26 protein-coding genes are annotated in these 26,936 nt (G+C 74.7%); 14 read left to right on the top strand and 12 right to left on the bottom strand.

The window, feature by feature from the left end:
* Positions 1–84 precede the first annotated feature (84 nt).
* From ACIQPQ_RS23765 to ACIQPQ_RS23720, 10 genes are all read left to right on the top strand, one after another.
* The gene (locus ACIQPQ_RS23765; RefSeq protein ID WP_401306767.1) at positions 85–1,410 is read left to right on the top strand and encodes an ABC transporter substrate-binding protein; all 1,326 of its coding nucleotides are present in this window, start codon (positions 85–87) and stop codon (positions 1,408–1,410) included.
* Between the two features lie 8 nt (positions 1,411–1,418).
* Entirely contained in the window at positions 1,419–2,369 is a 951-nt protein-coding gene (locus ACIQPQ_RS23760) for a carbohydrate ABC transporter permease (protein WP_383780440.1), read from the top strand.
* Positions 2,366–3,187, top strand: a complete 822-nt coding sequence (locus tag ACIQPQ_RS23755) for a carbohydrate ABC transporter permease (RefSeq protein WP_401306764.1) — start codon at positions 2,366–2,368, stop codon at positions 3,185–3,187. Before ACIQPQ_RS23760 ends, ACIQPQ_RS23755 begins: the two co-directional genes overlap by 4 nt.
* A gap of 109 nt (positions 3,188–3,296) precedes the next feature.
* The gene (locus tag ACIQPQ_RS23750) at positions 3,297–3,965 is read left to right on the top strand and encodes a GntR family transcriptional regulator (RefSeq protein ID WP_401306761.1); all 669 of its coding nucleotides are present in this window, start codon (positions 3,297–3,299) and stop codon (positions 3,963–3,965) included.
* 63 nt (positions 3,966–4,028) lie between these two features.
* A complete protein-coding gene (locus ACIQPQ_RS23745) occupies positions 4,029–4,586 on the top strand; it encodes an SMI1/KNR4 family protein (protein WP_401306758.1) in 558 nt (185 codons plus the stop codon).
* 173 nt (positions 4,587–4,759) lie between these two features.
* Positions 4,760–5,578: a M23 family metallopeptidase gene (locus ACIQPQ_RS23740; RefSeq protein ID WP_383780431.1), complete on the top strand. Its 819-nt coding sequence runs from the start codon at positions 4,760–4,762 to the stop codon at positions 5,576–5,578.
* Between the two features lie 274 nt (positions 5,579–5,852).
* The gene (locus ACIQPQ_RS23735) at positions 5,853–6,284 is read left to right on the top strand and encodes a hypothetical protein (protein WP_401306756.1); all 432 of its coding nucleotides are present in this window, start codon (positions 5,853–5,855) and stop codon (positions 6,282–6,284) included.
* Positions 6,285–6,389: 105 nt separating this feature from the next.
* The gene (locus ACIQPQ_RS23730) at positions 6,390–7,334 is read left to right on the top strand and encodes a hypothetical protein (protein ID WP_401306754.1); all 945 of its coding nucleotides are present in this window, start codon (positions 6,390–6,392) and stop codon (positions 7,332–7,334) included.
* A 59-nt stretch (positions 7,335–7,393) separates the two neighbouring features.
* Positions 7,394–7,819: a peptidase inhibitor family I36 protein gene (locus ACIQPQ_RS23725; RefSeq protein WP_383780424.1), complete on the top strand. Its 426-nt coding sequence runs from the start codon at positions 7,394–7,396 to the stop codon at positions 7,817–7,819.
* A gap of 128 nt (positions 7,820–7,947) precedes the next feature.
* The gene (locus tag ACIQPQ_RS23720) at positions 7,948–8,874 is read left to right on the top strand and encodes a M23 family metallopeptidase (RefSeq protein ID WP_401306751.1); all 927 of its coding nucleotides are present in this window, start codon (positions 7,948–7,950) and stop codon (positions 8,872–8,874) included.
* Positions 8,875–8,967: 93 nt separating this feature from the next.
* Here the strand turns inward: ACIQPQ_RS23720 and ACIQPQ_RS23715 are convergent, their stop codons facing one another.
* Together ACIQPQ_RS23715 and ACIQPQ_RS23710 are read right to left on the bottom strand one after the other, a co-directional pair.
* Positions 8,968–10,458 carry a serine/threonine-protein kinase gene (locus ACIQPQ_RS23715; protein ID WP_401306749.1) on the bottom strand — a complete coding sequence of 497 codons (1,491 nt, stop codon included), beginning with the start codon at positions 10,456–10,458 and terminating at the stop codon, positions 8,968–8,970.
* Positions 10,455–11,252: a serine/threonine protein kinase gene (locus ACIQPQ_RS23710; RefSeq protein ID WP_401306746.1), complete on the bottom strand. Its 798-nt coding sequence runs from the start codon at positions 11,250–11,252 to the stop codon at positions 10,455–10,457. Before ACIQPQ_RS23710 ends, ACIQPQ_RS23715 begins: the two co-directional genes overlap by 4 nt.
* Before the next feature lie 769 nt (positions 11,253–12,021).
* On the opposite strand from ACIQPQ_RS23710, the gene ACIQPQ_RS23705 reads away from it, so the two are divergent.
* Positions 12,022–12,957, top strand: a complete 936-nt coding sequence (locus ACIQPQ_RS23705; RefSeq protein ID WP_401306743.1) for a LysR family transcriptional regulator — start codon at positions 12,022–12,024, stop codon at positions 12,955–12,957.
* A 48-nt stretch (positions 12,958–13,005) separates the two neighbouring features.
* On the opposite strand, the gene ACIQPQ_RS23700 is transcribed toward ACIQPQ_RS23705, so the two are convergent.
* From ACIQPQ_RS23700 to ACIQPQ_RS23675, 6 genes are all read right to left on the bottom strand, one after another.
* Positions 13,006–13,662, bottom strand: coding sequence for a DUF3105 domain-containing protein (locus tag ACIQPQ_RS23700; RefSeq protein WP_401306741.1), 657 nt, complete (start codon positions 13,660–13,662; stop codon positions 13,006–13,008).
* Positions 13,663–13,845: 183 nt separating this feature from the next.
* Entirely contained in the window at positions 13,846–14,301 is a 456-nt protein-coding gene (locus ACIQPQ_RS23695) for a hypothetical protein (RefSeq protein ID WP_401306739.1), read from the bottom strand.
* Between the two features lie 63 nt (positions 14,302–14,364).
* Positions 14,365–15,075: a DsbA family protein gene (locus ACIQPQ_RS23690; protein ID WP_401306736.1), complete on the bottom strand. Its 711-nt coding sequence runs from the start codon at positions 15,073–15,075 to the stop codon at positions 14,365–14,367.
* A gap of 122 nt (positions 15,076–15,197) precedes the next feature.
* A complete protein-coding gene (locus ACIQPQ_RS23685; RefSeq protein WP_401306733.1) occupies positions 15,198–17,327 on the bottom strand; it encodes a cytochrome c oxidase assembly protein in 2,130 nt (709 codons plus the stop codon).
* Positions 17,317–17,925 (bottom strand): copper resistance protein CopC, encoded by a 609-nt coding sequence (locus ACIQPQ_RS23680; protein WP_401306730.1) that lies wholly within the window; start codon positions 17,923–17,925, stop codon positions 17,317–17,319. Before ACIQPQ_RS23680 ends, ACIQPQ_RS23685 begins: the two co-directional genes overlap by 11 nt.
* Positions 17,926–18,041: 116 nt before the next feature.
* Complete coding sequence (locus ACIQPQ_RS23675; RefSeq protein WP_401306728.1) at positions 18,042–18,695, bottom strand: hypothetical protein; 654 nt, start codon at positions 18,693–18,695, stop codon at positions 18,042–18,044.
* A 228-nt stretch (positions 18,696–18,923) separates the two neighbouring features.
* Here ACIQPQ_RS23675 and ACIQPQ_RS23670 point away from each other — a divergent pair, with 228 nt between their 5' ends.
* A complete protein-coding gene (locus ACIQPQ_RS23670) occupies positions 18,924–19,700 on the top strand; it encodes a MerR family transcriptional regulator (RefSeq protein ID WP_401306725.1) in 777 nt (258 codons plus the stop codon).
* 22 nt (positions 19,701–19,722) lie between these two features.
* Here the strand turns inward: ACIQPQ_RS23670 and ACIQPQ_RS23665 are convergent, their stop codons facing one another.
* The 3 genes from ACIQPQ_RS23665 to ACIQPQ_RS23655 are packed head-to-tail and all read right to left on the bottom strand — an operon-like array spanning position 19,723 to position 21,979.
* On the bottom strand, positions 19,723–20,424 hold the full coding sequence (locus ACIQPQ_RS23665; protein WP_401306722.1) for a cation transporter: 702 nt from the start codon (positions 20,422–20,424) through the stop codon (positions 19,723–19,725).
* Positions 20,425–20,820: an ArsR/SmtB family transcription factor gene (locus ACIQPQ_RS23660; protein WP_401306719.1), complete on the bottom strand. Its 396-nt coding sequence runs from the start codon at positions 20,818–20,820 to the stop codon at positions 20,425–20,427.
* A 28-nt stretch (positions 20,821–20,848) separates the two neighbouring features.
* Positions 20,849–21,979 (bottom strand): DUF475 domain-containing protein, encoded by a 1,131-nt coding sequence (locus ACIQPQ_RS23655; RefSeq protein WP_401306716.1) that lies wholly within the window; start codon positions 21,977–21,979, stop codon positions 20,849–20,851.
* A gap of 264 nt (positions 21,980–22,243) precedes the next feature.
* On the opposite strand from ACIQPQ_RS23655, the gene ACIQPQ_RS23650 reads away from it, so the two are divergent.
* Positions 22,244–23,308, top strand: a complete 1,065-nt coding sequence (locus tag ACIQPQ_RS23650; protein ID WP_401306714.1) for an alpha/beta fold hydrolase — start codon at positions 22,244–22,246, stop codon at positions 23,306–23,308.
* Here ACIQPQ_RS23650 and ACIQPQ_RS23645 read toward each other — a convergent pair.
* Positions 23,289–23,714: an ATP-binding protein gene (locus tag ACIQPQ_RS23645; protein ID WP_401306711.1), complete on the bottom strand. Its 426-nt coding sequence runs from the start codon at positions 23,712–23,714 to the stop codon at positions 23,289–23,291. The two genes, ACIQPQ_RS23650 and ACIQPQ_RS23645, sit on opposite strands and share 20 nt — an antisense overlap.
* Positions 23,715–24,034: 320 nt before the next feature.
* Between ACIQPQ_RS23645 and ACIQPQ_RS23640 the strand changes: the two genes are divergently transcribed.
* A complete protein-coding gene (locus ACIQPQ_RS23640; protein WP_401306708.1) occupies positions 24,035–26,884 on the top strand; it encodes an AAA family ATPase in 2,850 nt (949 codons plus the stop codon).
* The last annotated feature ends 52 nt before the right edge of the window (positions 26,885–26,936 follow it).

The following is a 26,936-nucleotide window of genomic DNA, read 5'->3' as shown; positions in this document are numbered from 1 at the left end:
CCCCGCCCCCCGGCCGCGTGGTGCCACCGCGCGGCCCGCATCCCGGCTCTCCCCTTTCGGCACCCAGTACAAGGAGAACGCACCATGGCAAGACCCAGGCGCCGCCTGCTCACCGCTGTTTCCCTGGCCTCCGCATGCGCGCTCACCGCGACCGCCTGCGCCGGCGGCTCCGGTTCCGGTTCCGGCGCGGCGGGCGACGGGAAGGGCACCGTCGAGTTCTGGTCCATGCCGTACTGGATCGGGCAGGACGACAAGGTCAAGTCCCTCGTCGACGAGTTCAACGCCTCCCAGGACGACGTGAAGGTCAACCTGACCCAGCTGGAGTGGAAGGACGGCCGGGACAAGATCAAGCAGGCCGTCGCCGCCGGGAAGGGCCCCGACGTGTGGCTGATGAACAACGGCCTGGAGCTGGACTACCTGACGGCGGGCTCGCTCGCCCCGCTGGACGACCTCGGCTACACCAAGGCGGACACGGACCGGTTCCTCGACCTCGCGAAGGTCGACGAGTACGACGGCAAGCTCTACGGCGCCCCCCTCTACTTCGACGTCGGCGTGATGCTGTACCGCACGGACGTCCTGCGGAAGTACGGGCACACCGCCCCGCCCACGACGTGGGAGGAGCTGAAGTCGACCGCCGCCGACATCACCGAGAAGTCCGCCGCCGACGGCCGCAAGGTCAGCGGATGGCAGTTCAAGGGCATGGACGACCACGTCAACGCCATCAACTCGACCTGGGAGAGCTTCCTCTGCCAGGCGGGCGGCAGCCTCACCTCCGCCGACGGCACCAGGTCGACGCAGAACTCCGCGGCCGGCCGTACGGCCATGGAGTACATGAAGTCCTTCTACACCGAGAAGATCTCGCCGGTGGGCACGAGCGCCCTGAACGGCTTCGTCGACGGCACGGTGGCGATGTTCCCGTTCTTCCAGTCGGTCATCGCCAACGTCGAGGCGGGCGGCGCGAAGACGGCGGGCAAGTGGGCGGTCGCGCCCATGCCGACGGGCCCGAAGAGCGGCTGCTCGATGGTCGGCGGGCACAGCCTGGTCGCGAGCGCGGGCAGCGAGGACCTGCTGGCCGCGGGCACGTTCATGAAGTGGCTGGCCTCGCCCGAACGCAGCGCCCGGTACATGGACTTCCACGCGATCTTCCCGTACAAGCCGGACGCGGTCGACCCCGCGGTGAGGGCGACGTACAAGAAGAAGGTCCAGGGCGATCCCCGATGGAAGCCGATCCTGGAGCAGTTGGGGCGCAACACGCCCGATCTGGTGCTCCAGGACCGGCACGGCTGGGCGACCCGCTGGGAGGCGCAGAAGGCCTCGGTCGTGGCGGGCGTCAACGGTTCGGTCCCCGTCGAGAAGGCCCTCGCCTCCCTCGACGACCAGGTCGGCAAGGCCCTGAGCACGGAGAAGTAGCGATTCCGATGCCCCTCACCACCGAGCTTCCCGCGAAGCTCTCCCCGGACCGCGCGGGCGGCACCGCCCGCCCGCGCGGCGGCGGACGGACCGGACGGCGGCGGCGCCCCACCGGCGCCCTGGCCGGCTGGCTGTCCGTCGCCCCCGCCCTGCTGATCATCCTCGGCTTCACCTTCTACCCGATGGTCCAGTCGATGCTGCTGAGCACCGACCGCTGGAACATGCTCGGACCGCGGCGGTACGTCGGCGCCGAGAACTACACCACCATCCTCGCGCCCGGCACGTTCCGCGAAAGCCTCCTCAACACGCTGGTGTTCACGGTCCTGACCCTCGTCGGGACGTACGTCCTGGCACTGGCCACGGCCCTGGCGGCGAACCGGGAACTGGCCTCGGCCCGCTTCGTGCGCACCGTCACCGTGCTGCCCGCCGTCATCCCCATGGTCGTGGCCGGACTCATCTGGAAGTGGCTCTACGAGCCCGACCACGGCCTGGTCAACACCCTGACCGGCCTGGTCGGCGTCGACGGCGCCCGCTGGCTCTTCGACCAGGACCTCGCCCTGCCCGCCGTCGCGCTGGTCAGCGTCTGGAAGGACTTCGGCATCTACGCCCTGATCCTGCTCGGCGGACTCCAGCGCATCCCCGCGGAGCTGTACGAGGCGGCCACCCTCGACCGGGCCGGTCCCTGGCGGCAGTTCCGCTCCGTCACCCTGCCCCTCCTGCGCCCGGCCGGGGCCGCGGTGTTCCTGCTCCTCGTCTTCAACTCCTTCAAGGTCTTCGACCAGGTCTGGGTGATGACCGAGGGCGGCCCCGGCACGGCCACCACGACCGTGGTCACCTTCATCTACACCAAGCTCCTGACCGACGTGGGCGTGGCCTCGGCGGCCTCCGTGGTGCTCTTCGTGATCCTGCTGCTCATCACCGTCGTCCGGCTGTGGCTGACCTCCCGGGAGGAGTCATGAGACGCACCGCCGGGACCCTGCCCCGGGCCCTGTGGCTGACGCTGGTCTGCCTCTTCGCGGGGGTGCCGGTGCTGTGGATGGCGCTGACCTCGCTCCAGCCGATGGAGGACCTCCTCGGCACCGACACGAGCCTCGTGCCCCGGTCGGCGTCGCTGGACGCCTACCGGGAGGTCGTCACCCGCTTCCCGTTCTGGCGCTGGTTCGGCAACTCGGTGCTCGTGGCCGTCGCCGTCGTCGCCGGGAACCTGGTGTGCGACACGCTCGCCGCGTACGGTCTCAGCCGGATCAGGTTCCGCGGCCGTCAGGCGGTCCTCACGCTGATCCTCGCCACTTTGATGATCCCCACCCAGGTCATCCTGGTCCCGCTGTACCTGGTGATGCGCGACCTGGGCTGGATCGACACCTACTGGGCGCTGATCGTGCCGTTCCTGGCCAGCCCCACCGGGATCTTCCTGCTGCGCCAGCACTTCGTCACGCTGCCGGTCCAGCTCGACGAGGCCGCGGCGATCGACGGCGCCGGACGGCTGCGCACCCTGTGGAGCGTGCTGCTGCCCAGTTCGTGGCCCGCGCTCGGCACGGTCGCCGTCCTCAAGTTCATGTGGACCTGGGGCGAGTTCGCCTGGCCGTCGCTGGTCACCAACAACGAGCTGCTGCGGACCCTGCCGGTCGGACTGGCCCGGTTCCAGAACCAGTTCGACCCGCGCTGGGACCTGCTGATGGCGGGCTCGGTCATGGCGGCCGTCCCGGTCGTCCTCGGCTTCGTCGTCCTCCAGCGCTTCTTCGTCCGCGGCCTCACGGGCGGCGCGGTCAAGGAGTAGACGCCGGTGGCCGGGCGCCCGGCGGCGTACCGGCCTCCTGACCAGGCGGCGGGCCCCCTGCCGGAGGGGGCCCGCCCGACCGGTGAGGGATATCGGATACGATGACGGTATGACGGAGAACAGCTGGGCTGGGCGGCTGCCGGCCGTGAAGAGCAAGGCCGACCTCGTCTACGACAGTCTGCGGGCCGCCGTCGCCGACGGCAGGCTCCGGCCGGGCGAGCGCATCAACATGGACGAGCTGGCACGCAACTTCGGGGTGAGCAAGATCCCCGTCCGGGAGGCGGTCAAGCGGCTGGAGTCGGAGGGGCTCCTCGTCTCGCGCGTGCACTCCGGTGTCTCCGTCGCCGAGGTCGACAAGAACGAGATGCGGGGCGTCTTCCTCGCCCGCGAGGCCATCGAGGGACTGGTCGGCCGGCTCGCCGCCGAGAACGCCGACGAACACCTGCTGGCCCGGCTGTCCGCCGTGCAGGACCAGATGCGCGACGCCCTGGACCGCGGGGCCGTCGACGAACTCCCGTCCCTGAACTCGGCGTTCCACCGCGCGCTGGCGACCGCGAGCGGCTACCGCATCCTCGCCGAGCTGACCGAGCAACTGCTGCTCACCATCCGCCGGTACCGCCTGGTGGCCCCCGTCGACACCATGAACTGGCGGTCCGTGGTCAGCGAACACGACGAGATCATCGCGGCCCTGCGCTCGGGCGACGCCGAGGCGGCGGCGGAGGCGGCCCGCGCCCACACGTCCTCGCAGGCACGCCACGAGGTCGTCGACGAGGACTGACCGCCGCGGGAGCGTCCCGGTCCGGCCGTCCGGGTGTCAGAGGGCTCTGGCAGCATCGCGCCCATGACCGACACCGACGACCTCCTGCGCCGCGTCGCCCTCCGGGCCGCGGCGGACGCCGACGACCTCCCCGCCCCCGTCGACGACGCCCGGCTCCGGGAGGCCGAGGAGCGGCTGGGCTTCGCGCTGCACCCGCTGCTCGCGCGCCTGTACCGGGAGGTCGCCGACGGCGGCTTCGGCCCCGACTACCGTCTGCTGCCGCTGCTCGGCACGGGGTCCGGCGTCGTCGGCGAGTACGTCGCACGGCGCGCGGCGTCCGCGGGGGCGGAGCACCCGCAGTGGCCCGCGGGCGTCCTCCCGATCCTGACCTGGGGCTGCGGCATGTACGCGGGCGTGGACTGCCGCAGCACGGACGGCCAGGTCCTGCTCTTCGAGCCGAACCCGTACAGCGGCGGCTCGTGGGAGGAGTGCTGGTTCCTCGACGCGCCCGGTCTCGCCGGATGGCTGGAGACCTGGCTCGCGGGAACGGGCTGGTTCGAGGAGGACGCGTACGGCCGCGACGACGTGACCGAACCCCAGCCCTGGGAGAAGGCCGCGACCCGGCTCACGTCCGGCGCGTAGACGCCGCCCGAGGACGGCCGCGGGCTCCCTGTCACTCCGGAATCTTCCGGATGCCGGACCCCGCCGCACCCGCCGTACCTTCCAGACACACCGGTCCGCTCAGGACGACGCGGCGCCGGTCACAGCGACCTCACGGCCCGCGAACGCGGCCGGAAGCTCTGGGAGGAACACTCGTGCGTCACCGTACCCTCGGCCGTGTCCTGCGCGGCGGTCTGCCCGTCGCGTCCGCGGTGCTGCTGCCGCTCGCCGCGGCCGCCCCCAGCCAGGCCGCCCCGCCCGCCGCACCCGTCAAGGCCGCCACGAAGGCGCCCGCCGCGGCCGCCGCATTCACCGGGGCGTGTCCGGCCGCGGGCAGCGTCTCGCAGTGGTACAGCTCCGGCCACGACGGCGTCGACATCGCCAACGGCCGCGGCACCCCGATCCACGCGGTCGGCCCCGGCCGGGTCATCAACTCCGGCCCCGCGCAGGGCTACGGGCAGTGGATCCGCATCCAGCACCCCGACGGCACCGTCAGCGAGTACGGCCACATGTACCAGCGGGACGTGGCCGTCGGTGACAACGTCGTCGCCGGTCAGCGCATCGCCCTCATGGGCAGCGAGGGCGACTCCACCGGCAACCACCTGCACCTGCGCATCCGCACCAGCACCTCCACCACCGTCCGGGGCATCGACCCCGTCCCCTACCTGCGCGACCGCGGCGTCAGCCTGCCCTGCACGCCCGGCGGCGGAGGCGGCGGGGGCGACACCACGGTCACCGCCTGGGCGCAGGCCAACGTCCGCGCGTGCGCCTCCACCAGCTGCGACGACAAGAGCGACGTCTACCCCGGCCAGACCTACACGGCGGTCTGCTGGACCAAGGGCGAGCTGATCACGGACTCGGGCTACACGAACGACAACTGGGTCATGCTCCGCCTCAACGCGGGCGGCTTCGGCTACGTCAACGCGATCTACCTCAAGGGCGACGACAAGGGCAACGTCAGCGTCCGCTGCTAGGGCCTGTCGTTTGGATCACGCCTGGGCCGCGGGGTGTGGCACGCACATCTGCGGCGTTGTCGTCGGTTGCCGACGCTCCGCGTCGACGCCCTCCTCCGCCTTGCAGCTGCACGCACCACACCCCGCTCACCGGCACTCACCAGGCACCCAGGCCCGCAGCCGGCATGATCCAAACGACAGACCCTAGGCCGCACTCGCACCCGCACGCCCTCCTCTCTCATCGCTTCTCTTTCCCTTTCCCTTTCCCGCGCGGCGGGACGAGCAAGGAGACCCCATGATCCGCGATCACCTCAGGACGGTGGCGGCCACCGCCACCACGGCCGCCGCACTGGTCGGCATCCTGGCCGCCCCTTCGGCGCAGGCCGCGTCGAAGGCACCGGCCGCTCCCGCGAAGGCGGCGAAGGCGGCGGCCGAGTGCGGCGTACGCGCCCACGACGGGCGGCTGTGGTGCAGCAACCTGGGCCAGGCGCCGACCCGTGTGGAGCCGTTCCACGAGAGCCCCATCACCGGGCTGCTGACGTCGACGTTCAGCTACTTCACCTGCTGGTCGCCGGGCGGCCTGCACGGCGGCGGCAACACCACCTGGTACCGGACGGTCCCGGACTGGAGCAGCGACGGCCGCGAGGGCTACGTGCCCGGCGACTGGGTGATGACCCCGAGCTGGTTCGACGCCAACCCCAGCGCGTACGGCCTGCGCCGCTGCTGACCCGGCCCCGGCCGCCGACCACGGCCGGGACCGCGCAGCGCACCGACCCGACACCCACTTGACCTGACGTCACGTCACATCGGTTTTCCAGCAACGGAGTCGACCATGTCCGGGAAGGACCTGCGGCGCGCTGTCGCGACGCTCGCCCTGCTGCTCGCCACGGCCTGTTCGGGCCCGGCCACCGGCTCCGGCGCGCCGGTGTCCGACGCGGAGCCGCGGACCGGACTGACCGACCGGGAGAGCGGGCTCCTCGCGGACGCCGAGGAGAAGCTGATCACCGCGTGCATGAAGGGGAAGGGCTTCGCCTACACGGTCGACGCCCCGCCCGCGGGCCACGACCGGGCGCCGGAGCGGCCGTTCGGCCTCGACGACGTCGCCTGGGCACGCGCCCACGGCTACGGACTCGACGCCGCCGGGCCGGGGGACGACGGACGAACCACCGTCGCGGCGAGCACGCAGGACCGCTACCTCGCCTCGCTCACCGCGGACCGCAGGCGCGCCTTCGGCACGGCGCTGAACGGCACCGACCGGGCGGCGATCACCGTCGAGGTGCCGGGGCGCGGCAAGATCTTCACCAGTGCCGACGGCTGCATGGCCGACGCCCGCCGCAGGTTGTACGGGGATCTGCGGACGTGGACCGAGGCCAAGGCGATCGTCGTCAACCTCCGCTATCTCACCTGGGACCAGGTCGTCTCCGACCCGAAGTACAAGGCGGCGCTGGTGTCCTGGCGGACCTGCATGGCCGACAAGGGCTTCGCGTACGCGAGTTCCTCCGACGCCATCGCCGCCGTCGCCGCCCGCGACGGGGCCGGGGGCGGGACGGCGGCGCGCGAGCGGGAGGTGCGCACCGCCGTGGCCGACGCCGAGTGCAACCGCGACGCGGGGCTCGCCCGCACCGGCGCCCGTCTCCAGCGTGAGCGCGTCCGGGAGGCGGCGACGACCCGCTTCGCCCGCCAGGCACGGCACTTCACCGCCGCGGTCACCGAGGCCCTGACCGAGGCCCGCGCCTTGACCGCAGACGGCGCCGGGGGCGGCGACCGCGCCCGATAGCGCCCCGATCGCACCACCCACCACCGAACGAACCCTTCACAGACAAGGACCGCACACCCATGCGCAAGTCGACCCGCTTCACCCTGGGGCTCGCCCTCGCCGCGTCGTTCATGCTGCCCGTGGCCGCCGCGGGCACCGCCCACGCGGACGGCACCAACCCGACGTACTCGACCGACAACCCGGGCAACTGCGACGCCGGATACCTGTGCGTCTACAAGGGCATCAACTACGACCAGGCGGGCTGGGGGATCGCGAAGTTCAAGTTCGACAACCCGATCTGGTCGGACACCGCCAACGCGTTCATCGCGCACGAGGACTCGTCCTGGTTCAACAACGGCACCGGTACCTCGTTCAGCTCCGTGGTCGTCTACCACGACAACGGCTACGGCGGCCGCTCGTTCTGTCTCGACAAGGGCTGGGGCAACAAGTGGGACAGCGTCGCCAACGACCAGGGCGAGGCCAACCGCTGGGTGAACAGCTGCTGATCCCGGCACCGCCGGTCGCCGTGGTGCGCGCCGGGCCCGACCGGCCCGCGCGCACCGCGCCCGGCCGCCCGCACCACCCCAGGAAGACGACCGCCCGGCACGGCGCCGGGCGGGCAAGGAGGAGACCCATGCGCACACCCCGCGGCGGACGGACCCCGGTGGCGTCGCCGCCCCGGCCGTTCGTCCTCGCCGTCGCGGCCCTGCTCGCCCTGCTCGGGCTGTGGACGACCGCCGGGGCGGCCCCCGCGGTCGCCGCGCCGGGCCAAGTGGCGGGTGCCCGGCCCGACTTCCGGCTGCCGTTCGCCTGCGGCGAGACCTGGCAGTTGCAGACGTACGCGGGACACGCGCCCGACGACAAGAAGCTCGACCTGTACCGGGTGGGCGGGCAGACCCTCGGTGCCTCGGTCGTGGCCTCGGCCGCGGGGACGGTGACCGAGTTCTTCGAGCCGGGCGGTGTGGAGATCAACCACGGCGGCGGCTGGTTCTCCGTGTATCTCCACATGGACCGTATCGATGTGCGGCTCGGTCAGCAGGTCGCCTCGGGCACGCCGGTCGGGCGGCTCGGACTCGTCGGGACGACCTCGGCGCACCTGCACTACGAGCAGCTCTACGACACCAACGGCGACAACGACGGCGAGACGGACGAGATGGTGCACCCGGTGATCCAGGGCACCGAGTACCGGCTCACCCCCGCCGGGCCGTTCCCCCGCGTCACCAGCACCAACGCCTGTGGCGGCACGCCCTCCCCGGACAAGTTCTGGGTGGACACCTTCGCCGACGCCCCCGGGTACGCGGCCGTGGACTGCGTCGGCGACACGAGCCCCCGCTGCGCGGTCCAAGGCAAGCTGCTCAAGGGCACCAACTACGTGCTGTGCAAGAAGAAGGGCGCCGAGGTGCGCGTGGGCTCCTCGTACAACCACTGGTGGCTGCTGACCGACCTCGACGAGGTGACGCCGGGCGGTTCGGGGCGCGCCTACGTGTCGGCGTACTACCTCCAGCGCTGGGGGAACAACGAGGCGAAGGACAACGACGGGCGCGACATCAAGCTCTGCTGATCCGCGACCGGCGCCCTCGCGCCGGGGCCGGGCCCGGTCGGGGGACGGGCCCGGCCCCGGCGCGCCGTCCCACCCGGCCGGGGACGGGCCGGGTCAGCGCGGACCGGGCCCGGCCGGGCACGCGGCGAGGGCGGGCCGGTCCTTGGTCCGCACCTCCGGCAGCCAGGCCGTGGTCCGGCCCTCCTCCCCCGTCAGCCGCACCCGGTACCAGGCCACCGACCGGGTGCCCGCCTCGTCGGCCACCGGCATCCCCTGGTGGAACCGGCAGTCGGCGGTCAGCACGTCGCCGTCCCACACGCGGGTCCGGACGACGTTGTCGATGTCGTACGGCAGCAGCGGATCGACGGCGAGGCCGAGACTGCACAGCTTGTCCCGTTCGGGGAGCCGGTGGCAGATCCGTTCGGCGTTGTACACCGTGACCCGCGCGCTCGCCACGACGCTCGCCGTCGGTGTGCCCCGGCCCGCGGCCGGGCCGCCGGCCGGCGAGCGGTCGTCGTCGTCCAGGTGGAGCCATCCGGCGGCGCCCGCCCCGCCGACCGCGACCGCGACGGCGGCGGCCGACAGGACCGTCCGCGCCCGCCGGGTCCGCGGGCGGGACGCGGACGGTTCCCGTTCGGCGCGGATGCGGCGCAGCAGGGTCTCGGGGGTGTGCTCGGCGCGGTCGGCGTGCGCCGCGGCGAGGCAGTCGGACGCGAGGTCGCGCCAGAAGGGCGGTACGCGCGGGTCCATGCGCAGCGGGGCGCGTCCGTCGGCGTACTCCTGGGCGGCCGCGGCGCGGGCGGCGGGGGTGGCGCCGGGGAACGGTGAGGCGCCCGCGGCGAAGAGCTGGTGGATCATCACGCCGAGCGCCCAGATGTCGGTGCTCTGCCGGATCTGGACGCCTCGTTCGCCGAGCGCGGCCCGCCAGCGCTCCGGGGGCAGGTAGTCGGGGGTGCCCAGCGGCGGGACGTAGGCGTGGGTGCCGGTCAGCTCCACCGACAGGCCGAAGTCGGCGAGGCGGGCCGAGCCGTCGGCCATGAGGAGAACGTTGTCGGGCTTGAGGTCGCCGTGCACCCAGCCCAGCCCGTGCAGGTGCGCGAGCCCCTCACAGACCTCGGTGAGCAGCCGCGCGGCCTCGCCGACCGGGAGCGCGGGGCCGTCCGGCGTGTCCGTGAGCCGGTCGCGCAGGCTGCGTTCGGCGCGTTCCATGACGAGCACCACGGCCCCGTCGAAGGCGGGGCCCGCGGCGGCGTCGAGGGTGAGGGAGTCGTACAGGCGGATCAGACGCGGATGGCGGGTGCGGCGGCTCAACTCGGTCTCGCGCCGGGCGGTCTCCACGAGTCCGCGGGCCTGGCGCGGCGCGAGTCCCGCCGTGGGCAGGAACTTGAGCGCGACCTCGTCGGGGACGGCCTCCTCCTCGTCCGGGACAGCCACTTCCCCGTCCGGGACGGCCTCCTCCCCGCCCGTACCCGTGTCTTCGTCCGGCGGGGTGGCGCGGCGGGCCGCGTACACCGTGCCCCAGCCGCCGGTGCCGATGAGTTCGGTGATCTCCCAGGCGCCGGCCCGGTGGCCGCGCGGGAGCAGTTCGGCGGAGTCGTCGCTCATGCCCGTGCTCCTTCCGTCCGCTGGAGGACCGCTGTGCGGGGCGGCAGGAGACACAGGTGTTCCTCGCGCACGAGCCCGAACCGCAGGGCGAGTCCGGCCAGGGCCTCCCGCTTGCCGGTGCGGCGCGCGCCGTTTCCGGGTGCGGCGGCCGGGGCGGCGATGCGGAGCTTCTCGTCGGCGAGGTAGTCGATGTGGGAGCTGACCGCGCGGGCGGTGAGCCGTTCGCAGCCCGGCCGCCCGCGCAGCCGTTCGACGATCTGCGGGGTGGTGGCGAGCGCCACGGTCGACTCGTCGCGCAGCCGCGGTTCGCAGAGCGCGACCAGGACGAGGAAGTACGTGGCGGTCTCGTCCAGGGAGAACCCGGCGAGGGTGCCGGTGCCCGCCAGGGCCGGGGTGCGTCCGCCGCCGACGTAGACGTGGTCGGGGGCGAACACCTGGAAGCTGACGGTGGCGCCGCGGGCCGGGAGGACGACGCGGGCGAACTCGAACGGCACGGGCGCCCCGGCTCTGCGGGGCGGGACCCTGAAGTACTCCCCCGCGCCCTCCGGGTTCTCCACGAGGTAGGTCTGCGAGGTGCTGAGGTTGCTCAACTGCCAGTGGTCGTCGGTCACCCGGATCTCACCGGCGAGGCGGGACACCGCCGGGTTCGCCAGCCGCAGGTCGACGGGGACGGACGCGGAGCCGCGGCCGAAGCGGGCCACGTCCCCGGGGCCGAGCCGCAGGCTGACCGGCTCCGCGGCGGGGGTGGTGTCCGTCCTGTCGTCCGACGGCAGGTGAACCAGTAGGCCGCTCATGTGCTCCTTCTCCTGACGGCTTGTGGGGGTGTCAGTGGTGGTGGGGTCGGGGGTCGGTGGGGCCCGTGACGGGGCCGGAGGGGCGGGTCGCGGCGGGGGCGTCCGGCGGGTTCCGCTGCTAAGAGAGCACAGGGGCCGTCAGCGGTTCCCGTGCCCGCGCGGCGGTTCCCACCTGCGCGTTCGCCCGCCGTGCGGGCCCGGACAGGGGTGCCCGCGGGCAGGCGGTACGCCACGGACGGCGCACTGCCGGGCCCGTACGGACGACAGCCGGAGCGGCGCCGACGGCACCCCGGAGCACCGCGTAGGGCGCACGGCGCAGGCGCGGCGCGCGCGACGTACGGCGTGCGGGGTCGGCCGCGAAGGGCGGGCTGCGAAAGGCGGGATGTGAAGGGTGCGGTGTGCGGGGCTGAGTGGTCCTCAGGCCCTGCCCGCGCGCGGTATGCGCCGCGGGCCCGTCCGCGGGAGCGCGGGGTCCGCGGCTCGGCGGTGGTCGGGCGGCGGCGCGCTGTGGTCGGTCAAGCTCGGTCCCCCGGTCTGGTCCCCGGACTGATGCTCCGGTCTGGTCTCCGCGTCGCGCGGGCGCGGCGGTGCCCCGCCCTGTTCCGGGAGGTCGGTCCGGCGGCCGGGCGGCGCTCAGAACAGTCACACGGCGGCACCCGCGTTGTCAGCAGGCCCGAGCATGCGGAATACGATCCCTCCGATAAGGAATTCCCCATGCATGGCGCCCTGTCGACGGGGTGCGCGTGCGCCGGGACAGCGGGAGGACCCCATGACCGGCAGCGGACCGGAACGGCAGACGGAACCGTCCGTCCACCAACTGCGCCTGTTCGTCGCGCTCAGTGAGGACCTGCACTTCGGGCGGACCGCCGCCCGTCTGTTCATCACACAGTCCGCGCTGAGCCAGCAGATCCGGGACCTCGAACAGCGCCTGCGGATTCGCCTGTTCGAGCGAACCAGCCGTACGGTCGCGCTCACCTCCGCCGGGCAGGCCCTGCTCCCCGAGGCCCGCGCGGCCGTCGACGCGGTCGCCCGGGTGCGGCGGATCGCCGCCGCCCAGGCGCGGCAGCTGTCCGGCGAACTCGTCGTGGGCACCATCGGCGCCGAGGCCGCCATGCCGACCACGCGGGCCGTGCTGCGCGCGCTGCTGGAGCGGCACCCCGGGATCACCGTGCGGGTGGTGAGCCTGAACTTCGCCGACCATCTCGCCGCGCTCGTCCGGCAGGAGGTCGACGTGATGTTCCTGCGGCCGCCCGTCCCGGCCGGGATCGAGACGCGCCGCCTCGCCACCGAGCCGCGGGTGGCGTGCCTGCCCGCCACCGACCCGCTCGCCGACGCGACCGCGGTGACGCTCGCTCAGCTCGCCGGGCGGACCGTGGTGGACATGCCCGCGCAGGTGCCGCGGGTGTGGTGGGACTTCTGGGCCGTGGACCCGCGCCCCGACGGCAGCCCGGTGCGGTACGGGCCCGTCGTCACCGACATGGAGTCCCTGCTGCACGCCGTGGCGGACAGCGAGGCGATGTGTTTCCTCCCGGCCGCCGCGCGCGACCTGTTCCCGCGGCCCGGCATCCGCTACGTCGACGTGACGGACCTCTTCCCGTGCAGTTCGGCCGTCGCCTGGCTGGCCGCGCGGCGCGACGAACCGACCGTCGCGGCCGTGCGGGAGGCGGCGCACAGCGCCGTGCGGAGTCCGCTGGACGCCGTGTGACGGCGTCCAGCGGTCCGGGGGCCCGGCCGCCGTCCGCGGCCGGGCCGGTCAGGTGGCGGTCAGGCCGCCCGTGCAGGCGGCGCCGGGCTCGGGGGTCTGCGCGCCCTGGACGTACTTGGTCAGGAACTGCTGCACGCGGGCGTCGGAGGCCTTCTCCACGGTGAGCTGGTGGCCCCACGCCGACAGCATGATCGTCCCGGACTGGGTGGTGTTGGGGCTCATCAGCGTGTACGGCGTCCTGTCGACCTTCTCGGCGAGGGCCTTGACGTCGGCGTCGGCGGCCTTGTCGTTGTAGGTGATCCAGACGGCGCCGTGTTCGAGGGAGTGGACGGCGCTCTCGTTCGCTATCGCCTGGGTGTAGACGGTGCCGTCGCACGTCATCCACGCCTGGCTGTGGTCGCCGCCGACGGGCGGCTGCATCGGGTACGTCACCTTGTCGGCGACGTGGTTGCGGCCGAGCTTCTTCGCGTCCCAGCTCTTCTCGCCGCGGACCGGCTTCTTCGCCGCGGCGGCCTGCTGCTCCTCCTTCTCGTTGGCGTTGTCGATCGCGTACGCGCCCCAGCCGACGAGCCCGGCCACGATGACCGTGCCGAGGGTGAGGGTGAGGATGCGGTTCCTGCGGTCGCGGGCCTTCTCCGCGCGCCGCATCTCCTCGATGCGGGCCTTGCGGGAGGCGGCGGCCGCCTTCTTGCTGGTCTTGCTCATGCCGATGTCGTCCTCGTCTCCGCCGTCCGGCGGTGCGTGCGGTGTCCTGGGGGCCGGGCGGTCCGGACCGCCCGGTGGTGCGGGCGGTCCGGTGCTCCGGTGGGTACGGGTGACGGACGGACGCCGGTGCGCGCGTGGGCGCGGGCGTCCGTCCGGAGGGCCCCACCGGGCCGGGGACGAGGTCTAGATCCGCTGGATCTGGAGGACGTGGAGATCGGGGGCGCCGCGCGCCGACGGCAGGCCGGGAGCGTGCGGGGCCGCGGCCCCGGCGGCGTGGACGGGCAGGCGGGGCAGGACGACGGGGACGGGCTGGGGTGCCGCCGGGAGGACGGCGTGCGCGCCGTGCGGGGACCGGGTGCAGCACTCGCCGTCGGAGGGGCAGGGCCCGGGGTGCGCCGCCACCGGGTGGTGGTCGGTGCGGTGGCCGCCGGCCGACGGCGCCTCGGACGCCGGGTGCGGGCCGGTGGCCCCGGCCGGTGCGGCGGCGGTCGTGGCGGTGTCCCGGTCCGCCGCCGCGTGGCCCGCGGGACCGAGGCAGAGGAGCAGGGCGGCGATCAGGACCGCGAGGACAGGACAGAGCGCCGCGAGCCGGGGGGTCCCCCACGCGTCGCGCCGCCCGTCCTGCCCTCGGCCGTTCATCACGGTGATGCTAGACGGTGTCCGCGCCCCTGATCACCGCCGGGACGGAACGGGTCCGCCGGTTCAGCCCGTTCCGCCGGTTCCGCCGGTTCCGTCGGCGAGGCGGGCCTCGATCAGTGCGGCGAACTCCTCGTAGGAGGCCGGGGTGGGGATGCGGGCGCCGTCGACGAAGAAGGTCGGGGTGCCCTGGACGCCGAGTCCGAGTCCGTCGCGCTGGTCGTCGCGGACGCGGTCGGCGACCTCGGGGGCGGCGAGGTCGGCGTCGTAGCGGTCGAGGTCGAGGCCCAGGTCCTCGGCGTAGCCGCGGAACACGTCCGCCTTCGGCTCCCGCGACTCGCCCCACTGGCGCTGGGTGGTGAAGAGCCTGCCGTACATGTCGGCGAAGCGGCCCTGCCGGGCGGCTGCCTCGGCGGCGCGGGCGGCGGGCTCGGCGTTGCGGTGGCCGGGCAGGGGGAAGTAGCGGGCGACGAAGGTGACGCGGTCGCCGTACTCCTCGCGCAGCCGCTCGACGACGGGGTACACCGCTCCGCACGCCTCGCACTCGAAGTCGAGGAACTCCACGACCGTCAGCTCGCTCCGCGCCGGGTCGGTGAGGCGGTGGCTGGAGTCGCGCAGGGGCAGGGCCTCGGCGGCGGGCCGAACGTCGAGGCCGCCGCCGTCGCGGTTGTCGGGGGCGAGCAGCAGGTACGAGCCGAGGGCGGCGGCGAGTCCGGCGGCCAGTACGGCGGCGACGATCAGGTGCTTGTAGAGCCTCTTCACGGGCGGCGTCTTCATGGGCGGTTTCCTCCTGGACGGCGCCGTCTTCATCGGCGGCCTCTCGGGGCGGGACGGGTCGGGGTGGTACGGGTCGGGGTGGTACGGGTCGGGGTGGGGCTTGTTCGCGCGGGGCTGCGGGGTCACGGGTGGGTGCCGCCTGTTCCGGGGTGGTCGGGGGGACGGGGAGCGGCCGGGCGGCGGTCGCGGGCGTGGAGGCTCGCCAGGTAGGCGTTGTACGCGGCGAGCGGGTCGTTGTGGTCGCCGCGGTCGATCTGCCGGTCGACGCGGCGGGCCTCGCGCCGGTCGGAGCGGACCCACTGGACGGCGAGGACGAGGGTGGTGGCGAGGACGGGGAGGTCGCCGGTGGCCCAGGCGATGGCCCCGGCGTCGTACTGGTCGTCCATGGCGTCCACCCACGGCCGGTCCAGGAGCGACCACCAGCCTTCGCCGATGAGGGCGCTGGAACTCATCAGGGAGATGCTGAACCAGGAGTGGAACGGCATCGTCAGGATCAGCGCGAACAGGCGGCCGAGGTGCGGCGGGCGGCGCGGGCCCGGGTCGACGCCGATGATCACCCAGAAGAACAGCAGTCCCACGGCGAGGAAGTGCGCCAGCATGAACAGGTGTCCGAGGTGGCTGCGCATCAGCGTCTCGAAGAGCGAGGTGTGGTACACGGCGAAGGCGCTGCCGACGAAGAGGGCGCTCGCCACGACCGGATGGGAGACGAACCGGACGTAGCGGCTGTGCAGGAGCCGTACGAGCAGTTCACGCGGGCCGTCCGGCGCACCGCGGGGCGCTGGGGGCAGTGCGCGCAGGGCGAGCGTGGCGGGGGCGCCGAGGACGAGCAGGATGGGCACCGTCATCGCGAGGATCATGTGCTGGCCCATGTGGACGCTGAACAGGACCCTGCCGTAGACGGCGAGGCCGCTCGTCGTGGCGAGCACGGTGACGGCGAGGCCCAGCAGCCAGGAGAGCGTGCGGCCCACGGGCCAGGTGTCGCCGCGCGCCCGGACCTTCCGTACGCCCGCCAGGTACAGGAGCGCGGCGGCGGCCGTGCCGAAGGCGAACAGCGGGTCGAAGTGCCAGCGGGTGAACAGCGGCGTCCACGGGAAGTCGCCGAGCGGGGGCGGCATGGCGAAGCCGAGCAGTTCCTCCGCGGGTGAGCGCGTGCCGTCGGCGACGCCCGGTGCCGGGGTGCGGGCGAGCCCGACGGCGAGACCCATGGCGGCGGCCATCAGCAGGAGTTCGCCCGCCGCGAGCCGGACGAACGCGTGGCGGCGACCGGCCCGCAGGGCGGGCAGGGTGCGCCTCCGGTGCCACGCCCCGGCCGCGCCGAGGAGGGCGAGGGCCGCCGTCTTGGCGAGCAGGAGCAGGCCGTACCGGCTGGTGAACAGGTCGGCGGCGGACGGCAGTCGGACCGCCGCGCCGACCAGTCCGCTCGCCGCGACCGCCAGGAACGCCGCCGCGGCGAGCGGGCCGAAGCGGCGGACGGCGACCTCCGCGCCGTCCTCCCGGCGGGCGACGGCGACCAGCACGGACAGCAGCCCGCCGACCCAGACGGCGACGCCGGTCAGGTGGAGGGCGAGGGCGGTGACCGCGGTGTCGTGGCCGCCCGCGGCGGCGGAGTGCCCGGTGAACGCGGGCGGCAGCATCCCCGCGAGGGCGAGCAGCAGCGCGAGGCGCGCCCAGCGCGTGGTGCCGCTTCCGACGCACAGCGTCGCGACGAGACCGGCCGCCGCCGTGGTGAGGGCGTACGCGCGGCCCCGGACGTCGGTGGCGACGAAGTCGGCCGCCACGGCCGGGGAGGCGATCTCCGTGACCGGCTGGGCGAACAGGTCCGACAGGGTCAGCAGGAGCGTGGCCGCCGAGGCGAGCGCCCACACGGCCGCGGTGACGGCGGCCCAGGTGAGGTGGCGCTGCCGGGCGGGGCCGAGGACACGTCCGCCCGGCAGCAGGACGGCGGCCAGGAGCAGCGCGCCGACGGTGGCGACGGCGGCGCCGTCCGCGACGGTACGGGCGACCGGCAGGCCCCGGGCCGTGAGCGCGCCCGCGTCCGGGACACCGGGGACAGCAGGGACGCCGACCGCGCCACCGCCGCCGATCCGCACGGCGACCAGGGCGGCGACGACGGCGAGGCCCGCGGCGGCGGCGAGGAGGAGGGGAAGCCGGACGGTCCGACTCCGCGCGGGCGGCTGGTCATGGGGGGTCGGCTGGTCATGAGGGATCGTCGGTTGGTCGTGGACGGGGCCGGTCGTGGTCTCAGCCGCCATGACCGGCCCGCTTCCGCCGTGCCGCGAAGGCGGCGACGGCCGCCACGGCGAGGAGCAGTGCCCCGGCGACGAGGAGGGTGGTGGGCCGGTCCGACCGGGGCGCCGCGCTCGGGGCGGTGCTCGCGCCGGGGCTCGGTGCCGCGGGTCGCGTCGCGGGCGCAGCTGGGTGCGGGGCGGTGGCCGACGGGGTGGGCCGATGGTCGGGGGCCGCTGTGACGGTGAACGTGTACGAGCCCGCGACCGGGTGGCCGTCGGCGGAGACGACCCGGTAGCCGACGGTGTAGCGGCCCGCGGATGCGGCGGGGTCGAGGGGGAGGGTGACGGTCCGGCCGCGGACCGCCGGGTCACCGGTGGCGGCCGAGGTGCCGTCGGGGCCGGTGACGGCGACCCGTGCGTACCGCTGGGTCATGGCGTCGGTGAAGGTGAGCGTGACGCTCGGCGGAGGTCCGGCGAGCGTGGCGCCGGAGGCCGGGCTGCGGGCGTCGAGCCCGGTGTGGGCGGCGGCCGCCGGGGCGGTGGCCGGCAGGGTCAGCGCGGCGGCGGGCAGGAGGAGTCCGCGTGCCGCCGAGCGGGCGGCACGCCGGGGGAAGGCGTTCATGAAGGGGCACTCGCTGTCTCCCGGCGCGGGGTGTCGCGGCGGGACGGAAGGGGGAACCGGCCCGACGGGCGGTCACCCCTCGTGCGAGGCCCGTCGGAACGGGTGAGGGGGGCCGGTCAGCGCGGGCCGATGAAGGAGAGGGCCGGGTGGGCGGGCAGGGCGCGCGGGGGTGCCCGTCCCGCGTCCGGCCGTACGGCGGGCGCCTGCCGGGGCGGCACGGCGCTCGCGGGCTCCGGCGGGCGGGGGCCGGTGTCGCCGTGACCGCGGCCGAGCAGCGGCCGGAGGAACACCAGCAGGCGCCGTACGGCCGTCAGGAGCGACCGGCTGCGCCACAGCAGCCGCTCGGTCAGGCCCAGCAGACGGGCCACCAGCAGCAGCGTGACGAGGTGCCCGGCGAGCAGCACGCTCTCCGGCGGACCGGCGGCGGCGTCGTGGTCGACCAGCCGCGACAGCCCGGCGGGACCGCCCGGCTCGGCCATCGCCGCGCAGGCCCCGGGCAGCGAGTAGGCGCCGTGATAGGCGAGTTGCGCCACGGCCAGGACGGCCAGGAGCTGTGTGTCCGTCAGCCGCCGCCGGGTCAGCGCCACCGCGCCGGGCAGTGCCACGGCGGCCAGTGCGGCCAGGACCGCCCACCGGGGCGCGTGGCCGCGCGCCAGTACGTGCCCGGCCAGCGGCAGCAGCACACACAGCACCGCCAGCACCCCGGCCCGGACGCCGCGCAGCACACCGGACGCCGGTGAGGCGCCGGAGGGCGGGCGGGTGGGACGCATGGGGGCGGGCGCTGCCTTCGGGAGGCCGACCGCGCGGGGCCGGGTCGGACGGGAGGTCGGCGGGCGGATCGTGTCCCGCCCACCGGGCAGCGTACCGAGCGCCCTTCCCGCCGGTTCACCACAGGGTGCCCTGCCCTGCCGGGGGGTGGCGGGTGGGCGTCGTGACCGGCCCGTCGGGGTGGGCGGTGCTTGACCTTCGAGTCGGGTGGAAGGTCTACCGTCGGGAGGGTGACGACGTACCGGATAGCGCAGGTGGCCGAGCGGTCGGGGATGACGGCCGGGACGTTGCGGTTCTACGAGGGGGCCGGGCTGCTGGCGCCGGGGCGGACCGCGTCCGGGTACCGGGCGTACGGGGAGGACGTGCTCGGGCGGCTGGCGTTCATCGGGGCGGCCAAGCGGCTGGGGCTGACGCTGGCGGAGATCCGGGAGCTGCTCGCGGTGTGGGACGGCGGGGTCTGCCGGGAGGTCCGGGCCGATCTGCGGCCGCGGCTCGCCGCGCGGCTGGCCGACGCCGAGCGGCGGGCCGCCGCACTGGCCGCGTTCACCGACGCGTTGCGGACGGCGCTCGCCCGGCTGGACGCCCTGCCGGAGCGGGACGACGCGTGCGGCCCCGCGTGCGGGGTCACCGCACCGCCGACTGCGGCGGCCGATCCGGCGGCCGTCCCCGCGACCGCTCCGGTGCCCCTGCCCGACGAGGCGTGGCGTACGGCTCCGGTGGCGTGCTCGCTGACGGGCGACGGGGTGCGGGAGCGGGCCGCCGCGTGGCACGAGCTGGTCGCCGGTGCGGCGCGGGCCGGGATCGACGCGGGGGTGCGGCTGACGCTGCCCGTGGAGCGGGTCGGGCGGGTGGCGGAGCTGGCGGCGGCCGAGCAGCGGTGCTGCCCCTTCTTCGACTTCCGGCTGCGCCTCGACGGTCCGCGCCTGCACCTGGAGGTGCGCGCGCCCGCCGAGGGCAGGGGGCTGCTCGGGGAGCTGTTCGGCGGGGGCGAGGGGCTTACGGGGTGAGGCAGGGGCCGCCGGGTCGCGCTCAGTGCGCGCAGCCGCAGCCGTCCTGGCAGGCCGGTGCCGGGACGGCGACGGCCCCGGCGTGGGCGGTGGGGGCGCAGCAGCCCTTGCCCTGCCAGGCGTCGCGGCTCTCCTTGAGGGCGATGCCCGCGATGGCCAGGGCGGCGACGGGGTCGGCCCAGGACCAGCCCAGGGTGGCGTTGAGGAGGAGGCCGAGGAGGAGGACGGCGGAGAGGTAGGTGCAGAGCAGGGTCTGCCGGGAGTCGGCGACCGCGGAGGCGGAGCCGAGTTCGCGGCCCGCGCGGCGCTGGGCGGCGGACAGGAACGGCATGACCGCCAGGGAGAGGGCGGCGAGGGCGATCCCGGTGACGGAACGGTCGGCCTCCCCGGCGCCGGTCAGGGCGCGCAGGGCGTCGACGGTGACGTAGGCGGCGAGGGCGAGGAAGGAGACGGCGATGACGCGCAGCGCGGTGCGTTCGCGGGCGTCGCGGACGGCGTGGTCGCGGGCGGAGAACTGCCAGGCGACGGCCGCCGCGGAGGACACCTCGATGACGGAGTCGAGGCCGAAGCCGAGCAGGGCGGTGGAGGAGGCGGCCGTGCCGGCGGTGATGGCGACGACGGCCTCGACGACGTTGTAGGCGATGGTGGCGGCGACCAGGAGCCGTATGCGCCGGGCGAGCGTGTCGCGGCGGGCCGGGGAGGGGACGGTGGCTGGGGAGGTCACTCAGCAGCAGCCCTTCTCGGCGGTGTCCGGGCAGGAGCCGTCCGGTCCGGGGGCCGTTCCCGGTGGGGTCCCGGGCCCGGACCCGACGGCGATCACGGCGGCGACGAGGTGGTCCAGGGCGTGGCCGAGGCGGGCGTCGGCCAGTTCGTACCGGGTGCGGCGCCCGTCGGGGACCGTGACGACGAGACCGCAGTCGCGCAGGCAGGCCAGGTGGTTGGAGAGACGGGTCCGGGAGACGCCGAGGATGTCGGCGAGGTCGGCCGGGTACGCCGGTGCCGCGCGCAGGGCGAGCAGGACGCGGCAGCGGATCGGGTCGGCGAGCGCGCGCCCGAAGCGGGCGAGCACGTCGATGTCGGAGGCGACGGCGAGGTCGGTGAGCACCCCCCGACAGTACATCGCATCCTGAATTCAGGAAAGCGTGAACTCAGCTGGATGTGGCGTGGCTCCGGTCGTCCTCGGACCCGGTGGCGGCGAGGGCGCGGTTGCGGCGGACGGAGGACCAGAAGGACCAGCCGATCAGGACGACGCCGACCAGGCCCGTGACGACCTCGTTGATCTCGTACTGGATGGTGACGAGGAGGATCACGGCGAGGGCGCCGATGGCGTAGTGCGCGCCGTGCTCCAGGTAGACGTAGTCGTCCAGCGTGCCCTGGCGGACCAGGTACACCGTCAGCGACCGGACGTACATCGCGCCGATGCCCAGGCCCAGCGCCATCAGCACGATGTCGTTGGTGATGGCGAACGCGCCGATGACCCCGTCGAAGGAGAACGAGGCGTCCAGGACCTCCAGGTACAGGAACATGAAGAACGCCGCTTTGCCCGCCAGCAGCGCCACCGACCGCTGCCCGCCGGTGCGCCTGGCCGCCTCCTCGGCCTCCTCCTCCCGCTCCTCGTCCTCCTCCAGCCGGTTCTCGAAGAAGCCGGAGAGTCCGCCGACGATCATGTACGTGATGAGGCCGCCGATGCCGGAGAGCAGGACGGTCTCGGCCTTGTCGGCGGAACCGGCGTGCAGGTGGGCGTGGGTGGCGAAGGTCATCGCGGTGATCAGCAGGACGATCAGGGCGATGCACACGGACAGCATGTCGACCTTGCCCAGCTTGGCCAGCGGGCGCTCCAGCCAGCCCAGCCACTTGATGTCCCGGTCCTCGAAGACGAAGTCCAGGAAGATCATCAGCAGGAACATGCCACCGAAGGCCGCGATCGCGGGGTGCGCGTCCGTGACGAGCTGCTGGTAGCGGTCCTTGTCGGTCAGGGCCAGGTCCACGGCCGACACCGGGTTCAGGCGGGCGCTGATCGCGACGATGACGACGGGGAAGACCAGCCGCATGCCGAAGACGGCGATCAGGATGCCGACGGTGAGGAAGATGCGCTGCCAGAAGGCGTTCATCTTCTTCAGGACCCCGGCGTTGACCACGGCGTTGTCGAAGGACAGCGAGATCTCCAGGACGGCCAGGATCGCGACGACCCCGAGGGCGGCCCAGCCGTCGTAGAGCACCGCCAGGACCAGGCCGACGGCCGTCGCCCCGAACGACCAGCGAAAAGCTTTCAGCAGCATGCCTGCCCCGTCCTCCGGAATGGATCTCGCCGACCGGCGTACCCCCGGACGGTCCCCGCATGCCGAACATACGGGGGCGGCGCCCGGGACGAGAGGCCCCCCGGGGGACGACACGGCGTTCCCGGGACGGATTTGCCGTATCGGCAACAGCGCTCGGCCCGGGAGGCGGGTGGTCCCGATGATCGATGGCAGGAGCAACCGGACCCGGACCTGAACCTGGACCGGACGCCGGACCCGGACCGGACCTGGACCTGGAGGAGAGACATGGCGGAGCGGACGGCGGAGCAGACGGCGGAGTGGGCGACGGGGATGCGGCATCGGACGGTCGCCGGGCCGGGCGGGCGCATCCATCTCGTGGAGCAGGGCAGCGGGCCGCTGGTACTGCTGGTGCACGGCTTTCCGGAGTCCTGGTACTCCTGGCGGCACCAGATGCCCGCGCTCGCGGCGGCGGGGTACCGCGCGGTCGCGCTCGACGTGCGCGGGTACGGCCGGTCCGCCCGGCCGGACGCGGTGGAGGCGTACCGGATGACGGAGTTGGTCGCGGACAACGTGGCGGTGGTGCGCGCGCTGGGTGAGGAGTCGGCGGTGGTCGTCGGCCACGACTGGGGTGCGGGGATCGCGGCGAACTCGGCGCTGCTGGAGCCCGGCGTGTTCCGCGCCGTGGGGCTGCTGAGCGTGCCGTACACCCCGCGCGGCGGGCCGCGCCCGCTGGAGGTCTTCGCCGGGATGGGGGGCGACGAGGAGTTCTACGTCGCCTACTTCCAGGAGCCCGGCCGCGCGGAGGCGGAGATCGAGCCCGACGTACGGGGGTGGCTCGCCGGTTTCTACGCGGCGCTGTCCGCCGACACGATGCCCGCGCCGGGCGCGCCCGATCCGCACTTCGTCCGCCGGGGCGGCGGGACGCTGCGCGAGCGGTTCCCGTCCGGGCCGTCGCCCGCCTGGCTCGGCGCGGACGCACTCGACTTCTACGCGGGCGAGTTCGAGCGGACCGGGCTGACGGGGGCGCTCAACCGCTACCGGAACATGGACCGCGACTGGGAGGACCTCGCCGCTCTCGACGGGGCGCCGGTGACGCAGCCGTCCCTGTTCGTCGGCGGCGCGCTGGACGCCTCGACGGCCTGGCTGGCCGACGCGATCGCCGCGTATCCGGTCACGCTCCCGGGTCTGGTCGCGTCCCACGTCCTCGACGGGTGCGGGCACTGGCTCCAGCAGGAGCGCCCGACCGAGGTCAACCGGCTGCTCGTGGAGTGGCTCGCCGCGGTGGCCCCGGTGGACAGTGCGGCGGGCGCCGCCGTGGACGGCGGCCGGGTCAGCGGGGCGCCGTCATGATCATCGTGACGCGGACCGACTTGGCGTAGTGGCGGGGCACGACCGCCCACGCGTCGACCAGCTCCGTGATGAGGCGGAAGCCGTAGCCGCCCGCCGGTCCGCGCCCCTCCGGCGGGACCAGTCGGGGCGGGACCCGGCTGCGGTCGCCGACGTCGAGCAGCAGGACGCGGCCCCGCAGCGCCATGCCGAGGTGGCGGGGGCCCGGTGTGTGGCGGCAGGCGTTGGTGACCAGCTCGGACACCACCAGCAGCGCGTGGTCGGCCTGCTCGGTGTACCGGCCGTCGGGGCCGGTCAGCAGCCCGCGGTGCCCGAGGAAGCGGGCCAGGGCCCGGCGGCCGCGGCGGACGGCCTGGAGGCCGTCGGCCAGATCGACGGTCCGGTCGGGGACCGGCTGGGGTGTCGGCATGGGCGCCGAGTCGTGCTGCACGGTTCGCTCACCGGCCTCTCCTGCCGCGGGCGGCGGGGGATCGCCCCGTTCCGCCCTGTCGGGAACTGCCGGTTCCGACCCTGCCACGGGGCGCCTCCTTCCCCTTAAGGGAAAATCCCTACAAAAACCCCGTAAACGCCCACTCCGGAGCGCGACCGGTCCGCGACTCGGGGCGACTGCCGACGCCCAGCCCTTCGGCGGCCCCTCCGTGGAGACCCGGCCACCGCCCGGCCGATGCTCGGGAAAGCGGTGAAAATAAATCAGAGAGGATATTTCGTTGACCGCATCGAGGGGTGCGTATGAACGCGATCCGCGGCTTCCGGTTCATCGGTCGCGCCGACGCCCTGGACGTCCTCCGGCACGCCGCGCGGACCGCGGCCGCGGGTGTGCCCCGGGTCGTGGTGGTCTCGGGTCCGGCGGGGATGGGGAAGACGACGCTCGTCGGGCAGTTCAGCCGTGAGGTCGAGGGGGAGTTCACCGTGGTGCGGGCCGGTGATGTGCCGCCCAAGCCGGACCTGCCCTTCCACACCGTCACCGGCCTGCTGGACAGGGCCACGCACCCGCGGCCGACCCCGCGCGACGGCGACCGTCCGGGAGCGTCCGTACCCGGCGGCTACCGTCCGCCGCCGTCCGTGCTCGGCATGGGCGCGGCGGTCATCGGTCTGCTCGACTCGCTGCTGGCGCGCGGGCCGGTGCTGTTCTGGGTGGACGACGCCCACCGGGTCGACCGCGAGTCGCTTCAGGCCGTCGGTTTCGCCCTGCTGCGGCAGGGCGCGGAGCGGGTCCTGACGGTGCTGTGCGCGCAGGACCCCGCCCGGACCCTGCGGGAGACGGGCCTCAGCGAGCTGGTGCCGGAGCCGGACCGCGTCGACCTCGGCGGGTTCACCCTGGACGAGACGCGGGACTTCGTGGAGAGCCGCACCGCCCGCCCGCACGCGGAGGGCCGGTTGCGGGACCTCGCCGTGTGGAGCCACGGCAATCCGCTGTTCCTGGAGGCCGCGCTCGGCGCGTTCGGCGGGCGGCTGCCGCAGGACCCGGCCGCGACCGCTGTGCCGTCGACCCTGAGCGAGGCCGTCGGGGCCTGGTCACGGTCGTTCCCCCCGGCGGGCCGGGCGATCCTCACCGCGCTCGCCGTCCTCGACGCCCCGGCCACCCTCCCCCTCCTCGGCCAGCTGCTGGACTCGGACACGGTGGGCGCCGACGCGGAGGCCCTTGTCGAGCAGCGCGCCGCGGTGTGGGTGCCGTCCGCCGTGCCCGCGCTGGCACTGGTGCACGCCGGTCAGCGGGACGCCCTCTACGCGGCGCTCCCCCGCGCGGAACGCGACCGGATGCACCTGCGGGTCGCCGCCTTCCTGGACCCGCCCGCGGGCTGGCGGCACCGGGTCGCGGCGGCGGAGGCCTACGACCCCGTCCTGGCGGGGCAGTTGCGCGCGGAGGCGGCGCGGGAGACGGACGAGGGGCACGCGGCGCCCGCCGCCGAGTACCTGCTCGCCGCGTCACAGGTCGACCCGGAGGCAGACCGGCGCCAGGAAGCGCTGGTGGCGGCCGTACGGCTCCAGGTGACGGGGGGTCAGGCGCGGACCGCGCTGCGGCACGAGGAGGCGGTGGCCCGGTCGCCCGAGGGGCCGTTGCGGGAAGAGGGGCTGGGCCTGCTGGGGCTGGCCCGGGGCACGGACAGCCGGGCCCGGTCACGGCTGGAACGTGCGCGGGACGGGTTCGCCGCCCGCGGCGACCTCGCCCTCGCGGCCCGCGCCGCCGCCGAACTCGCCGTCGCGGAGAACTCGTTGGGGCACGGCCCGCAGTCCCTGGCCGCCGCCGGATACGCGCTGCGGCACACACGGGACGACACGGTACGGGGCATGGCGCAGGCCGGACTCGCCTACGGCCACGCCCTCGTCGGCGGCCCCGCGGCGGGCCTCGGCTACCTGGACCGGCTGCCGGGGCCGCCCGAGCTGGTCCCGGCCACCCACACCGACGCACTCATGTACCGGGGGGTGTTCCGGGGGCTCGCCGGGGACGTCGCGGGCGCGGTGTGCGACCTGTCGGCGGCGGCCCGGCGGCGGGACGTCGGCATGTCGCGGGTCAGCAGCGTCGCCGCGCTCACCCACAGCATCTGGTGTCTGTTCGCGCTCGGCGCGTGGCAGGAGGCGCGCGGCAACCTCTCCGTCGCCCTGGACATCGCGCACACCACCGGACGGGCCGCCGACTTCTTCTCCCTGCACTGCTTCATCGCCGTTCTGCGGGCCTTCGGCGGACGCCCCGACGAGGCGGCGGCCGCGCTCGCCGAGGCCCGGTCGTACGGCGACGCCTCCGACTTCGCCGGCCCCGGCTTCCACCTCGCCGCCGCGCGGGCGATGGTCGCGTTCGCGGCGGGCGACCACGAGGCGGTGGCGGCGCTCGCGGGTCCCGCCGTACGCGACTCGGTGAACGCGAGCCGTTCCCGGCTGTACGCGCTGCGGAACCTGCCGCCGCTCGGCGTGGCGTACGCCCGCACCGGGGACACCGCGCGCGCCCGGGAGGTGCTGCGCGACCTGGGCGCGGCCGAGCCGCGCGGGGCGCTGCTGCCGGTGGCCGTGCGGTGGGTCGAGGGCGCGGTCGCGGTCGCGGAGGGCGACCCGGAGGCCGCCGCGCGCGCCTACCGCGCGGGTCTCGCCGTACCGCCCGACGGCGGCGAGCCGCTCCTGCACCGGACCTTCCTGCGCGAGGACCTGGGCACCCTCCTGCTGCACTCCGGGGCCGCCGGGCCCGGCGGTGCGGACGCGGCGGAGGGCCGCCGCCATCTGGCCGACGCCGAGGCGGTGTACGCGCGGCTCGGCGCGGAGCCGCTGCGGCTGCGGTGCCGGGCCCTGCTCAGCGGGCCGGACACCCCGCCGTCCGCTGGGACGGACGGCGGGGGCCGGGGCACCGGGGACGCCGCGCGCACCGGGGGCGGCACGGACGCGGTGGCCGGGGACGGCGCGCTGCTGACGGACCGGGAGCGGGACATCGCGGAGCTGGTCGCGCGGGGCTGGACCAACCGCGAGATCGCCGCGCGCCTGTATCTCAGCGTGAAGACGGTCGAGTACCACCTCGGCAAGGTGTACGCCAAGAACGGCATCCGGGGCCGCCGCGAGCTGCGGGACCTGATCCAGGCGGCACGGCGGGCGTGAGCGGGGCTCCTGGGCCGTGTCCGCCCCGGGCCCGGTCGGGGCTCCCCGGCCG

Origin of the sequence: Streptomyces sp. NPDC091281 (assembly GCF_044757425.1) — a bacterium.
Classification (GTDB): domain Bacteria; phylum Actinomycetota; class Actinomycetes; order Streptomycetales; family Streptomycetaceae; genus Streptomyces.
This window is presented reverse-complemented; position numbering and strand designations above follow the sequence as displayed.

Excerpts from the sequence above, each read along its gene's own strand:
- ACIQPQ_RS23765 (WP_401306767.1), top strand. The coding sequence starts at position 85 with ATGGCAAGACCCAGGCGCCGCCTGCTCACCGCTGTTTCCCTGGCCTCC.
- ACIQPQ_RS23760 (WP_383780440.1), top strand. The coding sequence starts at position 1,419 with ATGCCCCTCACCACCGAGCTTCCCGCGAAGCTCTCCCCGGACCGCGCG.
- ACIQPQ_RS23755 (WP_401306764.1), top strand. The coding sequence starts at position 2,366 with ATGAGACGCACCGCCGGGACCCTGCCCCGGGCCCTGTGGCTGACGCTG.
- ACIQPQ_RS23750 (WP_401306761.1), top strand. The coding sequence starts at position 3,297 with ATGACGGAGAACAGCTGGGCTGGGCGGCTGCCGGCCGTGAAGAGCAAG.
- ACIQPQ_RS23745 (WP_401306758.1), top strand. The coding sequence starts at position 4,029 with ATGACCGACACCGACGACCTCCTGCGCCGCGTCGCCCTCCGGGCCGCG.
- ACIQPQ_RS23735 (WP_401306756.1), top strand. The coding sequence starts at position 5,853 with ATGATCCGCGATCACCTCAGGACGGTGGCGGCCACCGCCACCACGGCC.
- ACIQPQ_RS23730 (WP_401306754.1), top strand. The coding sequence starts at position 6,390 with ATGTCCGGGAAGGACCTGCGGCGCGCTGTCGCGACGCTCGCCCTGCTG.
- ACIQPQ_RS23725 (WP_383780424.1), top strand. The coding sequence starts at position 7,394 with ATGCGCAAGTCGACCCGCTTCACCCTGGGGCTCGCCCTCGCCGCGTCG.
- ACIQPQ_RS23720 (WP_401306751.1), top strand. The coding sequence starts at position 7,948 with ATGCGCACACCCCGCGGCGGACGGACCCCGGTGGCGTCGCCGCCCCGG.
- ACIQPQ_RS23715 (WP_401306749.1), bottom strand. The coding sequence starts at position 10,458 with ATGAGCGACGACTCCGCCGAACTGCTCCCGCGCGGCCACCGGGCCGGC.
- ACIQPQ_RS23710 (WP_401306746.1), bottom strand. The coding sequence starts at position 11,252 with ATGAGCGGCCTACTGGTTCACCTGCCGTCGGACGACAGGACGGACACC.
- ACIQPQ_RS23705 (WP_401306743.1), top strand. The coding sequence starts at position 12,022 with ATGACCGGCAGCGGACCGGAACGGCAGACGGAACCGTCCGTCCACCAA.
- ACIQPQ_RS23700 (WP_401306741.1), bottom strand. The coding sequence starts at position 13,662 with ATGAGCAAGACCAGCAAGAAGGCGGCCGCCGCCTCCCGCAAGGCCCGC.
- ACIQPQ_RS23695 (WP_401306739.1), bottom strand. The coding sequence starts at position 14,301 with ATGAACGGCCGAGGGCAGGACGGGCGGCGCGACGCGTGGGGGACCCCC.
- ACIQPQ_RS23690 (WP_401306736.1), bottom strand. The coding sequence starts at position 15,075 with ATGAAGACGCCGCCCGTGAAGAGGCTCTACAAGCACCTGATCGTCGCC.
- ACIQPQ_RS23685 (WP_401306733.1), bottom strand. The coding sequence starts at position 17,327 with ATGGCGGCTGAGACCACGACCGGCCCCGTCCACGACCAACCGACGATC.
- ACIQPQ_RS23680 (WP_401306730.1), bottom strand. The coding sequence starts at position 17,925 with ATGAACGCCTTCCCCCGGCGTGCCGCCCGCTCGGCGGCACGCGGACTC.
- ACIQPQ_RS23675 (WP_401306728.1), bottom strand. The coding sequence starts at position 18,695 with ATGCGTCCCACCCGCCCGCCCTCCGGCGCCTCACCGGCGTCCGGTGTG.
- ACIQPQ_RS23660 (WP_401306719.1), bottom strand. The coding sequence starts at position 20,820 with ATGTACTGTCGGGGGGTGCTCACCGACCTCGCCGTCGCCTCCGACATC.
- ACIQPQ_RS23655 (WP_401306716.1), bottom strand. The coding sequence starts at position 21,979 with ATGCTGCTGAAAGCTTTTCGCTGGTCGTTCGGGGCGACGGCCGTCGGC.
- ACIQPQ_RS23650 (WP_401306714.1), top strand. The coding sequence starts at position 22,244 with ATGGCGGAGCGGACGGCGGAGCAGACGGCGGAGTGGGCGACGGGGATG.
- ACIQPQ_RS23645 (WP_401306711.1), bottom strand. The coding sequence starts at position 23,714 with ATGCCGACACCCCAGCCGGTCCCCGACCGGACCGTCGATCTGGCCGAC.
- ACIQPQ_RS23640 (WP_401306708.1), top strand. The coding sequence starts at position 24,035 with ATGAACGCGATCCGCGGCTTCCGGTTCATCGGTCGCGCCGACGCCCTG.